This window comes from Acinetobacter sp. YH12027 (assembly GCF_013420085.1).
In the GTDB taxonomy this organism is placed as follows: Bacteria; Pseudomonadota; Gammaproteobacteria; order Pseudomonadales; family Moraxellaceae; genus Acinetobacter; species Acinetobacter amyesii.
In genome coordinates, this window is the sequence record NZ_VOYW01000059.1 from 1 (window position 1) to 12,386 (window position 12,386).

At 34.5% G+C, this 12,386-nt stretch carries 12 protein-coding genes; 8 read left to right on the forward strand and 4 right to left on the reverse strand.

Annotation, left to right across the window (positions count from 1 at the left end):
* Positions 1-291: 291 nt before the first annotated feature.
* Both FTT94_RS15275 and FTT94_RS15280 read right to left on the reverse strand, forming a co-directional pair.
* Positions 292-858 carry a plasmid replication DNA-binding protein gene (locus tag FTT94_RS15275; RefSeq protein ID WP_225531289.1) on the reverse strand — a complete coding sequence of 189 codons (567 nt, stop codon included), beginning with the start codon at positions 856-858 and terminating at the stop codon, positions 292-294.
* 105 nt (positions 859-963) lie between these two features.
* Positions 964-1,971 carry a replication initiation protein gene (locus tag FTT94_RS15280; protein ID WP_004967300.1) on the reverse strand — a complete coding sequence of 336 codons (1,008 nt, stop codon included), beginning with the start codon at positions 1,969-1,971 and terminating at the stop codon, positions 964-966.
* 675 nt (positions 1,972-2,646) lie between these two features.
* On the opposite strand from FTT94_RS15280, the gene FTT94_RS15285 reads away from it, so the two are divergent.
* Both FTT94_RS15285 and FTT94_RS15290 read left to right on the forward strand, forming a co-directional pair.
* Positions 2,647-2,850 (forward strand): hypothetical protein, encoded by a 204-nt coding sequence (locus FTT94_RS15285; RefSeq protein WP_004968112.1) that lies wholly within the window; start codon positions 2,647-2,649, stop codon positions 2,848-2,850.
* A gap of 1,760 nt (positions 2,851-4,610) precedes the next feature.
* Positions 4,611-5,720, forward strand: a complete 1,110-nt coding sequence (locus FTT94_RS15290; protein WP_180171064.1) for a hypothetical protein — start codon at positions 4,611-4,613, stop codon at positions 5,718-5,720.
* A 69-nt stretch (positions 5,721-5,789) separates the two neighbouring features.
* Here FTT94_RS15290 and FTT94_RS15295 read toward each other — a convergent pair whose 3' ends face one another.
* Positions 5,790-6,083 carry a hypothetical protein gene (locus FTT94_RS15295; protein ID WP_180073105.1) on the reverse strand — a complete coding sequence of 98 codons (294 nt, stop codon included), beginning with the start codon at positions 6,081-6,083 and terminating at the stop codon, positions 5,790-5,792.
* A gap of 296 nt (positions 6,084-6,379) precedes the next feature.
* Between FTT94_RS15295 and FTT94_RS15300 the strand changes: the two genes are divergently transcribed.
* From FTT94_RS15300 to FTT94_RS15320, 5 genes are all read left to right on the forward strand, one after another.
* A complete protein-coding gene (locus FTT94_RS15300; RefSeq protein ID WP_180005573.1) occupies positions 6,380-6,631 on the forward strand; it encodes a helix-turn-helix transcriptional regulator in 252 nt (83 codons plus the stop codon).
* Positions 6,624-8,543 carry a Dam family site-specific DNA-(adenine-N6)-methyltransferase gene (locus FTT94_RS15305; RefSeq protein WP_180171065.1) on the forward strand — a complete coding sequence of 640 codons (1,920 nt, stop codon included), beginning with the start codon at positions 6,624-6,626 and terminating at the stop codon, positions 8,541-8,543. The genes FTT94_RS15300 and FTT94_RS15305 overlap by 8 nt, the downstream gene beginning before the upstream one ends.
* 48 nt (positions 8,544-8,591) lie before the next feature.
* Positions 8,592-10,268, forward strand: a complete 1,677-nt coding sequence (locus FTT94_RS15310; protein WP_180171066.1) for an AlwI family type II restriction endonuclease — start codon at positions 8,592-8,594, stop codon at positions 10,266-10,268.
* Positions 10,269-10,337: 69 nt separating this feature from the next.
* A complete protein-coding gene (locus FTT94_RS15315; RefSeq protein ID WP_227554627.1) occupies positions 10,338-10,664 on the forward strand; it encodes a hypothetical protein in 327 nt (108 codons plus the stop codon).
* Positions 10,665-10,700: 36 nt separating this feature from the next.
* A complete protein-coding gene (locus FTT94_RS15320; protein WP_180171067.1) occupies positions 10,701-11,135 on the forward strand; it encodes a lysozyme inhibitor LprI family protein in 435 nt (144 codons plus the stop codon).
* Positions 11,136-11,189: 54 nt separating this feature from the next.
* On the opposite strand, the gene FTT94_RS15325 is transcribed toward FTT94_RS15320, so the two are convergent.
* Positions 11,190-11,429 (reverse strand): hypothetical protein, encoded by a 240-nt coding sequence (locus FTT94_RS15325; protein WP_180171068.1) that lies wholly within the window; start codon positions 11,427-11,429, stop codon positions 11,190-11,192.
* Between the two features lie 162 nt (positions 11,430-11,591).
* On the opposite strand from FTT94_RS15325, the gene FTT94_RS15330 reads away from it, so the two are divergent.
* A complete protein-coding gene (locus FTT94_RS15330; protein ID WP_015060246.1) occupies positions 11,592-12,203 on the forward strand; it encodes a recombinase family protein in 612 nt (203 codons plus the stop codon).
* The last annotated feature ends 183 nt before the right edge of the window (positions 12,204-12,386 follow it).

The following is a 12,386-nucleotide window of genomic DNA, read 5'->3' on the forward strand; positions in this document are numbered from 1 at the left end:
AAATAAAATTCAGTTTTATGATAACTTTACTGTTAAAAGAAGTCTAGACAACCTTGTTTTATGCTTGGATATAAGGCTTATTTTAAAATAATAGTAGTGAAGATTTTCTAAAATTAACATAATACACGTTATACGAAATGTGTTATAATTTTCCTTAGAAATCAATGCTGTAGTTTCTAGTTTATAGCCCAATCACACCCGATTGGGCTTTTTTTATGACTTTTCACGTTCCACGCTTAATAAGTAAGCAATGTTCCACACTTTTGTTTAGCTAAAAATAACAATAAAACCTTACTCATCTGTAAAAACTGCCCGAGCTAAACGGCCCAATAATCCCCTTTTTTTAGGTTCCGGTTCAACGTGTTCAGGAATAGGTATACGCTTGTTGTCTTCCCCAAAAGTAGTCAATGCGTCATAGTTCGACTCAATCTCTGGCCGAGGATCTGTTGCTATATTTAGATTAGTAGATTCATTTAGCTTACTAGTATTTTCTTGTTTTGGCTGTTCTAACGTGCCTTTAAACTCAATTCTATGAGTGAGATCTTCAATATGTTGCATCAAAGACTTTTCTCTTTGATTTGCTAAATCTAACTGATTTTTGAGTAAAGAAATTTGATCTTTTAATACATTTTCAATTTCAGACTGAACGTGTACCTGTACATCCTTCTGGACTTGTTCAGTACGTGTACTGGACTGAACACTGACTGGATTGCCATAAACTCTGATAAGTTCCGATAAGTCTATAAGTCCATCATGATCTCTTGATAATTCACCACTTTTTATAGATTCATAGATTGTTGTTCTTGATTTTTTAAAAGCTTTACTTGCGTCCATTATGCTAAATTTTGTTTTGTTCAATGTAATCCCTCAGCGCGTGTTTAAGCATGTTCATCTGAACATCTTAGCTGAACATATATCTTATTTTGAATTAAATCGTACTTTTCTAGGTATAGCAGCAATTTTTCAAACTTTTTGTTCAATAGTAAAGTCGATATTGAATTCTGCTAGTTTTTCAATCCATCTATTACCTTCGTTATTTTTAAAATCAATTTTTATTCTTTCTACTAATTCGTCTGTAGTCTCACCAGATTCTTTGAATCTCAAGCTCAATTCTTCACTTTGAATTATCGTTAAATAAACCATTTTTGCAGTTATTTTATTTTGCTCTTGGTTACTACCAGTTTCACTTTGTTGATTAGCTCCAATAGTTTTCTTTTTTCTAACTATAAAATTAACATGACTAGCTTTGCGTCCTTCTTTCTTGACTGCTTTAAACTCAATAGTAAGTTCTGTTTTAGAGTTAATGTCATCAATGTGGGGTTTAAGAATAGTACTTTTGAAATCTCTATATTCTGGGTATGAATTTTCTGCCAGACCTAAAGCACTTTTTAATTCTTTGATGGATACATCGAAATTAGACCGAAATTCATTTTGTACCAAGAATGGGTAAAGTTTTAAACCGTGACCATGTAAGGCAACAGCCGATTTAACTTTAAATTTTGTATACGAATTTTGTTTATTAAAAACATACATAATGTATAGGGCAAAATGCGTGAAAGAAATATAAAAACATCCATCCTTGTATGAGCATGTACTAATGAGTCTTGTTCGAATATCTCGATCTTTTCCAGGATGATAAAAAACTACACTGTGGTCGTAGAGAGCATCTACTACTCGGTTTAAGGCTACATAAGCACTGCTTGGCTTTAAGCCCGTCAATTCAGCATATTCTTTAGCTGTTACAGTGAATTCTGTTGTTTCATTGGGATCTGATGCTAGCCGAACTTTAGGGCTAAAAAAGAATAGCAATTTTAGAATATCGTCTTTTGGTGATTTCTCATGCTTCAATTGCCAGAAAATATTTTGAAAGACAGCATAGTCTTTTGGATAACGTTTGGCAGGTGCTGAAAGAGGAAAAAGAGATTTGTCATGTTCCTCAAAATTTTTAATTTTCTTTAATGATACAGCCATCTAAAATCACTATTCTTCTATTATGTGGTGGTATTTTCAATGCTACTTACCCCCACTTATTAAGTCAAGCATATCTTGATTACCACCTAACATTTCGCCCCCACTAACCTAACATTTCGCCCCCACTAACCTAACATTTCGCCCCCACTAACCTAACATTTCGCCCCCACTAACCTAACATTTCGCCCCCACTTAAAGTCAAAAACCTAACATTTCGCCCCCACTTAAAGTCAAAAACCTAACATTTCGCCCCCACTTTAGTGTCTGAAACACTGATATAGCAATACATTGAGACTGGCCGTAAAGCTTTTTAAAAGCTTTTTAAAAGCTATTAAAAGCTTTTAATAAAGCTTTTAAAATTAGTAAATGAAAAAATAAATGAAAAATTGCCCTTGGTTTTCGCTACGCTCAAACTCTATTGAATCTCGCTTTCGCTCGATTCGTGGGGCAATTTTTAGTTAATATTCTTGTTACTTTAAGAAAAGGCAAAAGCAACTCGGAATTCGCTTCGCTCATAAGTTTTTTATGCTCGCTTCGCTCGGTCTAGGTGCAAAGATCAGCATGTGATCTACTTTCAATTTGTTGAAGCAAATATTTTAAAAAGCAGTTTTTCAGGGAGTCTAGGCGCAAATTTTCGTTGTGTCGCTCGTAGACACTCGCTAAAGAGGATCTGAGATGAGCAAAGATAAAAAAGATGAAGATTTGGTTTCTCTCTCGATGAAGAACTTCAACAAACCACGATGGTTTAGAGCCAATGAAGATGGTGTCTTTTGTGAAGTAACTTGGGAGGAGTTCTTTAAAAACCATGATGACCCAACAGGGTTAGAAGATTTTATGACAGATCGAGAGCAAGATACACCAAGAGATGTGGATTTATAGCGCATGGTTTGCTGTATTTGGCGTTTTATTGGTCATTCCTATTCTACCTATAGGTTTTAGTTTAAAGTGCCTTAAAACGCAAATGGTGAGCATTTAGACAACCCACCTCGTTTCGATATTCTGTTGGCAAGAATATCCGAGGGGGTCTAAAAAATGCTTATAACGTATGCACCGTAAAATTTTGTCGAAGTGCCGATTGCCAACCAACCAACACCAAACTTTAAAACGCTAATTTTATTCATAAAATCAGAAAATATTTATCCTATGGTGGATAACAACCTCGAAAAACTATGTCTTCAGAAGTTTAGTTTAGTTCGAGCGACCAACTCGAACAGCAGGGGAGACCAATCCCCATTTAACCTTTTTGACTCTCCTGTGGCTTTAAATCCACAGCCTTCAAGCACTATGACCATGCAGGAAGTAACACACTCAACTACAGTCCCCTATAGCCTCAACATCACTCTTTCGCAAAACCACGATTCCCTTAACAAGTCATTTCTGACAACGGTAGCTATGGTTTTTTAACCAACTTTTGATAAAACAACTCAAAAGAAAATTCTTATTGATTATCAATTTTACCTGTAATTATAGATTACTATCTATTTTACAAATAAAAACAACAACTTATTCAGAATTATTACAGTACAACTTCGGCAAAAATCTGCCTTATATGCGCTACTAAAGATCGCTCCAACACATCTATGTCGATAACTAAAAATTTAGTTATTCAAAAACTTAGGTGACAAAACCTAATGACATAAAAGTGCGTCCCAAGTTATCAATTGAAGTCTTAACAAGCAGTACGTTCATCCACTAAGTTTCTAAGCTTTTTCCTTGCTTTTCGGTACGCAGTTCCAAAATACCGATTCCGCAGCTTAAAAAATATCATCATGGGTAGAACACTTACTTAGCACAGTCGATGAGGATCTCTCCCCACCTTTAACACGTTTAAGCTATACATCGACCTTTCGAGCCAAAATGGAATGTCATCACGACAAATTCACCACCTGACCCAAAAGTGCCACTCTCGCCAGCTTTCACCTTGATCGCCTGTACCCTCTCGAATACCGCAGAAGCCATCGTGTGTGCCACGCACCTCGCCAAACCATAAAGATTCAGCGAAGAACGGTAGTTATTAACGCTACTCTCCATCTATGGATTTCACTCACTATTTCTTCAAAAGCAGGATTTCAGCCCTTTCAGCCTAGAATGGGGTTTAACCCATTCGCCACCTTTCGGTGATTCCGTTTCCTTGTCGCCCAACTTCAAGAACCAACAATGAAGTGGATTGAGTAGAATTTGAGGGTAGGCAAAAGCCACCCCTCATCAGCCCTCATCAAAGCGTACCGAGCTACGTTTCCGCAGCAGTCCGCTTCGTCAAGCAGTTTTCAGGCTGTCAACCTTTCCACTGTGAGCTGTTGAAAATCAAAATTTTTAGTGTGCCTAACGGCACACTAAAAAACGGTTAGGTCTTTTAGGTGCGTTGGTCAGACACACTTCACAACTGATGAGAAAATCATAATGCACAAAAAATATGCTGTCTAGGTGCGTTCGCATGGAACTACTTATTACCCTCTTACAAACACCGTCTAGAAGTCCTTAAAACTTGCTTCGCAAGTTCACCATAGCTTCGCTATGGAAAAAGCAAAAAACAGCTAAAAACCAAAAATCCTTTTACTCGATTACAATGCTAGTTTTTGATCAAAAAACAGCGTATTTTGTGAATTAACCCTTGATAACAATGATTGGAAATATTTTGGATGATAATTTTTAGTCCACACACAAAATTTACAATGCAACGGCTCGCTGACCATGTTGCCAATGGCGCATATTTTTATTTCAGCTTTGAGTACGACAGTTCTAAGAAATCCATTGAATCCGTTTTGGATAAGATGACAGAGCGTTATGAGTTGGGTATTTCACCAAGACAGCGTTCTTACCGCCTAGAAAAGGGTCATCCTATTTGCACGATGATCGTGCAAAGAGATGTCTTTAATGAAAATAAATGGTTTCTGTATTGCTTATTCACTACGCCTACAAGTAGAGATTTCAATACTTTCAACGGTATTGAGATTAATAAACTTGCCAAAGAGTCGGAGCGTTTGAAGATTCAGACTCTTAAAGAGAAGTACAAAGGCTTTAAGTGGGATCTTGATTCGATCTCAGCAGAAAAGACCTTGATTGCAGACTACTTCAAAGATAATGAGCCAAAACAATTTGTCTTAAAAAATCCAATTGCTGTCAAACCTACTGCCCTGGTGACTATGGAGCTTTTTAGAGATACGCATAAGACTTATAAACAGCTCATCTTGGGTGATGAAAAAGACTACAAAGACCGAGTAAGGGCTTATACGTGGACTTGGCGATATACAAAGCAAAGTATTGAAAAAATTAAAACTAAATTTACTGATTCTATTAATAAATTGGCTAGTCAAAAAAATAGTTCTCTAGCAGAGAAGAACCGAGCCGACATTAAAAATCTATTCCTGATGGTTGAAACATGGTCTGTTTTCAAAGCAAGCCGTTCCCAAGCAGGGCAGATCATCCATTTTGCACAGCGTTTTTTAAAGTACAGGTCTAAGAAGCAGAAAACATGGATGCAGATGGAAATCGCTACACCACACTTGACCTATCTACCACGATTGCCGAACTATGCTGATACGATTCATGAGTACACTTACAGACGTAACTTATTTGATGAGCATGGTGTGGAAGTGCCTTTGAAACTCATTAAAGACTACTATGGTGGTGGCTATTACAACATACCGATTCAAGCCTATGTAGCTAAAGAATTAGAAATGCGTGAGAACGGTAAAGCCATTGCTCAAAAAGCAGATGAGCTTTATTTACAAGTACTTGCAGATGAGTAAATTCACTAAGAGCCTATCCAGTATTAATTTCTATCTATTAATTCAATTAAAAATGGGGGTATTACCAGTTTAGATAGTCAAATGTATAGAATGGGTATCACTAGAGGAAGTGTATGTGTAATTTTTCGGGTCAAATTCTGCAATTAATTTTTTAAAATCACTTTCTGTAATACCTATACATACAATTGTGTTCGTTAAAAATGAAGGTAACAAGCGACATTTTAGTCCAAGTTTATCTCTGACCTTTTTGATTTCTATAAACATTGTTCCTAACGGGGTTTTTTTTTCAGAAGGACTTAAGTCCTCTGGGCTGAAACCAAAAATATTTGATGGTAGGTCATTGAGGTCTTTTATGATATTCATCAAAATGGGTTCATTATAAAGTGATAGAAAATCAACTTTAAAGGAAAGTTTTTTTTTAATCAAGCTACTGATTTTATTAAATAAAACATTGACCGAAAAAATATAGAAAATCAAAATTTTTCAATTTTGGAATTAAGATTCTATTTATGTTTATTTTTTATTAATGTTATTCACCAATTAAATTTCGAATAAGAGATTTTATGTTAAATTTTTAATCGCACAAAAAACACATATATTGGTGTGCTTAACACATATTAATATGTGTTATAATGCTTTAAATTTTTTTAGATTTTACTATGCCTTATTCAGAATTCCAGCGATTAATCGGTAAAGCAGGTCTTACCATTAAAGAATTTGCTGAACTATTGGGGATGAATCCCAATTCTATAACTAACTATCATAAAGTTGGTTTTGTTCCTTCACATATAGCCATTATCATTTCTTTAACCTCTTCAATGAAAGATCAAGGTATAGATTTTTATGAAATTTTTGAAAAAGTAAAAGAATATAATTGTGGTACTAATGAGGGGAAAATAGTAAGTGAATAAACCTCTTTTAGTAAACTTGAGTGATGCAGTACCACAAAAAATTAAATGTAAGCCGATTCTTAAATGGGCTGGTGGTAAAACGCAAATGTTAGACTCAATTTTGCCTAGATTTCCAAACTATTATGGAAAGTATATTGAGCCTTTTTTTGGGGGAGGAGCAGTCTTTTTTGCATTACAACCTGAAAATGCCGTAATTGCTGATAGTAATCCTGAACTGATTAACTTATATCGTACAGTCGCAGATGATGTTGATGCTGTAATTGCTGAGTTAAAAAAATTTAAAAATACCGAAGAAATGTTTTATGAAGTTCGTTCTCAAGATAGGGAGACGTTATCTTCAGTAGAAGCTGCTGCTCGAACAATTTACTTGAATAAAACCTGTTTTAATGGTCTGTATAGAGTGAATAAAAAGGGACACTTTAATGTGCCTTTTGGAAAATACAAAAATCCTAAGATTTTAGATGAGGATAATTTAAGAGCAGCTTCTATTTTATTATCCAAAGCAAAAATCGTTTGTTCTGATTATTTGGACGTTTTAGAAAATTTTGCTGGTCCAAATGATTTGATTTTTTTAGATCCTCCTTATGTACCTATCTCAGAATATTCGGATTTTAAAAGATATACTAAAGAACAATTTTATTTAGAAGATCATGAAAACTTAGCTAAAGCATATAAAGCTTTGAGCGATAAGGGATGTCATGTTTTTTTGACTAACTCTAATCATTCTATAGTTGAAAATCTTTATCATGGATTTAAGTATGAAGTTATCCAGACAAAAAGACATATTTCATGTGATTCGAAAACACGAAAAGGTGAAGATGTAATTATCTCAAATACTCAAAAAAATGAGAAATTTAGTTTGAATTTGGAAAAAATTTCAACATTACCTGAACAAATAAAATTATATCCTTCAACAAGATATATGGGGTCTAAGCAGAAATTACTCCCTTATATTTTAGGTATCGTTGAACAATTTAATTCACCAATATTAGTAGATTTATTCTCTGGATCAGGCATAGTCAGCTATTTGTTTAAAACGCTAGGTAGGCAAGTAATAACAAATGATTATATGAATATGTCACACACTTTCACAAAAGCGATGGTAGAGAATAATCATGTGATTTTAAGTGATGAAAAAGCCAGATCATTGTTAATAGAAAAGTATCCGATAGATGATTTCGTCCAGAAAAAATTTAAGGATCTATATTTTTCTGATGATGAGAATTTGTTGATTGATATTATTCGATCTAACATTCCGAAGCTTGATAATGAATATGAGCAAGCGATTGCTAGAAGTGCATTGATTCGCGCGTGTATGAAAAAGAGACCTCGTGGAATTTTTACATACACCGGTCATCGTTATGATGATGGAAGAAAAGACTTAGTTCTGACATTAGAAGAACAGTTCTTGAATGCTGTAGAAGCAATTAATCAGTCTATTTTTGATAATCATCAATCAAATATTTCATACCGAAAAAATGCTTTAGACGTTGAACTACCTGATAATTGTTTGATTTATATTGATCCTCCTTATTATTCGACATGTTCGGATAATGAATATGTTAGAAGGTACCATTTTGTCGAAGGGTTATCTCTGGATTGGAAAGAAATTGAAATTCAAGAGCATACCAAGACAAAGAAATTTAAATCTTATCCAACGCCTTTTTCATCTCGAAAAGATGTCTATGTTGCTTTTGATACGTTATTTGAGAAGTATAAGGAAAATATTCTTATTATATCGTATTCATCTAATAGCCTTCCGAATATGGATGAAATGTTGGTTATGTTACGTAAATATAAGGAAAACGTAGATGTGATACCAATAGATTATAAGTATTCATTTGGTAATCAAGCAACTAAGGTTGGGGACAACCGTAATACAGTTCAAGAGTACTTATTTGTAGCTTACTAAAGGGAAAAAGGAATAAAATCTTATTTTTATTCCTTTTTTTTTATAATTATGAGCACGTGGCTTCTTGGCAATACAACAGTTCGTAGCCCTTTCAGACTGATTGATGGGCTAAAAGTTTTTGCTTCGACTAATGGGGACATTAGGGGGACAAAGGAGAAAGAATTAGTATTCTGCAAAGCATTGGTTGATGGTGGAATTATTAGTTCTAATTTTGAAGCAAAAGATACCTCTGGCTTTAGTGATACAACATATAGTGTTGGTAGAAAATGGCGTTCCGCGTTAGAAAAATTGGGGTTTATAGAACAATTTAATCAAATTTATATTTTAACTGAAAATGGTAGGAATCTTCTCAATAGTCAAACTTTACAGTCTGATCAGGAGTGCTATTTAAGGTCATTAATTCTATATTCTTGTGAAGCTCAAAATTCAGATGATTCAATAGGATTTTTTTCTCCTTTGATGTTAACGCTTCACATCATGAAGGAATTAGAAAATAGAACAGGAACTAGTAAAATTTCCTTTCAAGAAATGGCAGCAGTTATCCAATTAACATTTAGTTATTCAGATATAAATCAATGTGTTGATGAAATTCTTACTATCAGAAGTAATAGGCAAGCATCTTCATCAAAAAAGAAATTTGATAGAGAATTATATCAATCGAAGTCTGCTAAAGCAGAAATTCAAGCTCCTAGTATCAAAGACTATGCTGATACTAATTTAAGATATTTAAAATCTACAGGTTTATTTACTGCCTCTGGTAAGGGAATTTGTTTCATTGATGACAAAAAAATAGTCATTGATAAGCTAATAGAAATGTATGGAACCTTTGATATAAGTCAATCTGATTTAAAAATTCAGAAAGGTGCTCCTTTACCAACAGATCATAAAGAAACAAACATATTATTAGCCGCGCAATTAGAAGAGACATTAAATAGAAATAGAATTTTATTTGAAAAAAATAGTTCTATATCACAAGCACCAATAGGTGAAATCAAAAATTATAGATATCACTTAGAAGAGCTACTTTTTGAAAATAATGAGAAAAAATTTGCTGAAAATCAAAAGAATGAGTGGGATGAAATTCTTGCTTATATGGATGTGCTAATTTCACCTAGACCAATGTCAATTGAGATTGGTGATAAAGAGATTTCTATTCCGTCAGGAGAAAAACCAGCATATTTTGAATGGGTCTTGTGGAGAGCATTTTTAGCTTTAAATCATTTAATCATTGAGCCGCAACAATGTCGGAGATTTAAGGTGGATCAGGACTTTAAACCTATTCATCATGCTCCAGGGGGTGGTGCTGATGTAATCTTTGAGTATGAAAATTTTAAAATTCTTGGAGAAGTTACATTAACGTCAAACTCTAGACAGGAAGCAGCTGAAGGTGAACCTGTAAGACGACATATTGCGGTAGAAACAGTGAATACACCTGATAAAGATGTTTATGGTTTGTTCCTTGCACTTACTATTGACACTAATACAGCAGAAACATTCAGGCATGGTGCTTGGTATCATCAAGAAGAACTTATGGATGTGAAAATTTTGCCATTAACTTTAGGAAGTTTTAAAAAATATTTGGAATCACTAAGAGAGAAAAATCAATTGGAAGCAGGTATTTTTGACTTGAAGAAAATGATGGATGAAAGTTTAAAATTGCGAGAGGCTTTAACGGCTCCACAATGGAAAAATGAGATTACTAATAAGTTTACTAGAGCTATCTAATTGGTTATTTTTCCTAAAAATAAAAAACCCCGGCATCCTGCCGGGGTTTCTCATATTGGGTTGCTAGGTATGACTCCTGTCTTACAAAAGTCGGCAGAACTAGACATCATGCAACAGCAAGTAGACATGCTTCAAAAACAGCTTGAACTTGCACAAGAGCGTGAACAATTCCAACGTGAAGAATTAAAAGCTAAGAACGAGCAAATCGAATCCTTACAGCGGTTACTTTGTGCACCTAAGCCACAGCAACAGGCGGAACAGGTACATGAGCCGATACTTAAACCAACTCAATCAACACCAGTGGTAGAGCCTCAGCCTATCATTCAGGAATCACAGCCCGAACCACAGAAACGCGGTAACCTGTTTAGTCGTGTGATACGTGCGGTACTAGATTGATATATAATTAAAAAAATTATCCAAAGGAGAGATATTTTGAAACGGAATTTTTTAGCAGTTCTGATTTTGGCACTACCACAATTATTATTTGCCAAAGACCTTCAATTTGCTAACTATGAAGAAAATATAAATAAATGTTATATGGCAATGGATACTGCTTCGACTATAGATTGCTTTAATGAATTAAATTCTAAGTTAGATGAGCAAATTAAGAACAAGTATCAGTTTTTAATGAAGTGGATAGATAATGAAAAAAGCAAACCGGATGCAGCAAATTTTTTAGATAAATATGAACATCAGCTTTTTTTATCTCAAAGAGCTTGGGAAGTTTATATCAATATAAATTGTGAAGCTGTTGCTATACCCTTCTCGGAAGGTAGTGGGATATATGCTGTGATTAATATGCAAGGCTGTTCCGCCCAAGAAAAGATTAATAGGTTAGAGGCCCTTAGCGATTATTACCCAAGATAAACTTTGCATATGAATGAGCTAGTATAGATATCCAACTCATTCATCTAAAGGTAATCACCAGTTTATATCTAAGATTACTTTATGGTTAATATCATATTGGGTAGCTGTTTGTGTTCTATTAAATTTGTTGATTGATGTATGATCTGTGTGATCTACATATCCAACAACATTTCCCATTGAATCAACTATGTTGTACTTGTAAATATCCATTTCTTGCAATGTACCTTTCATTCGGTGACTAACTTTAATGAGTTTTTCCCCAGCATTGAGCTTTAATTTATCTTTTAATTCCACGTGTTATGTCCTTTTCTATATTTGATAAAAATTATCATATTTAACCTATCTTTGGACTATACCTGAATGATAGCGAGCCAAATCGCATACAATATCTATCATTAGACTTAATGCAATAATTAAATGATAGTATTATCATTAATCTAATAGAATTAAGATTAAATGATAGAAATGAATACACGTATTTATCTACGAGCTTCAACTAAAGATCAAGATGCAGAAAGGGCTTTGCAGATTCTTCAGGATCTAAACCAAAACTTGAATTTGGGTGAAACCATTGTGTACGTGGAAAACTATAGTGGTACGAAGTTAGACCGACCTGAATTGAATAAGCTACTGTCAGAAGCAAATCAAGGTGACACATTGTTAGTTGAAAGTATTGACCGCTTATCACGCCTAACCCAACGAGATTTTCAAGAGCTGAAGCGCAGGATCCAGGAGAAGGGACTTCGTTTAGTCGTAGCAGATCTTCCTACTACCTACCAAATGATTCAAACCAGTGACAGCATTACTCATTCAATCTTGGAACTCATCAACAATATGTTGATTGATCTTCTGGCAACAATGGCCCGCCTAGACAATGAGAAACGTATAGAACGTATTAAGCAGGGCCTGGCACGTTCGGGTTACAAACCAACAGGCAAGAAGGCAAATGAGGCTAAACATAAACGAATAAAAGAATTGCTAGTAGTTGGCAATATGACTAAGGAAGAAATTGCCAAAGCAGTGAATTGTGGAGTTGCAACTGTCTATCGAGTTGCTAAAGTTATCTAAAAGAGGCTTATCTCAACGCGCCCCCAATGGGGCACCGCTGCATTCAGGTTACTTCACATAAGAAATTTTATGTTAAATGATTGTTAGAAATGCCCCTTGATCGAGGCATTTTCTATAAAGAATACTAAAAACTAATTAAAGCCAACCAAGTTTCAAAACAAGGCAGTTCTCAGCAATCATATT

Excerpts from the sequence above, each read along its gene's own strand:
- FTT94_RS15280 (WP_004967300.1), bottom strand. The coding sequence starts at position 1,971 with ATGGCTGTATCATTAAAGAAAATTAAAAATTTTGAGGAACATGACAAA.
- FTT94_RS15290 (WP_180171064.1), top strand. The coding sequence starts at position 4,611 with ATGATAATTTTTAGTCCACACACAAAATTTACAATGCAACGGCTCGCT.
- FTT94_RS15310 (WP_180171066.1), top strand. The coding sequence starts at position 8,592 with ATGAGCACGTGGCTTCTTGGCAATACAACAGTTCGTAGCCCTTTCAGA.
- FTT94_RS15300 (WP_180005573.1), top strand. The coding sequence starts at position 6,380 with ATGCCTTATTCAGAATTCCAGCGATTAATCGGTAAAGCAGGTCTTACC.
- FTT94_RS15315 (WP_227554627.1), top strand. The coding sequence starts at position 10,338 with ATGACTCCTGTCTTACAAAAGTCGGCAGAACTAGACATCATGCAACAG.
- FTT94_RS15285 (WP_004968112.1), top strand. The coding sequence starts at position 2,647 with ATGAGCAAAGATAAAAAAGATGAAGATTTGGTTTCTCTCTCGATGAAG.
- FTT94_RS15295 (WP_180073105.1), bottom strand. The coding sequence starts at position 6,083 with ATGAATATCATAAAAGACCTCAATGACCTACCATCAAATATTTTTGGT.
- FTT94_RS15330 (WP_015060246.1), top strand. The coding sequence starts at position 11,592 with ATGATAGAAATGAATACACGTATTTATCTACGAGCTTCAACTAAAGAT.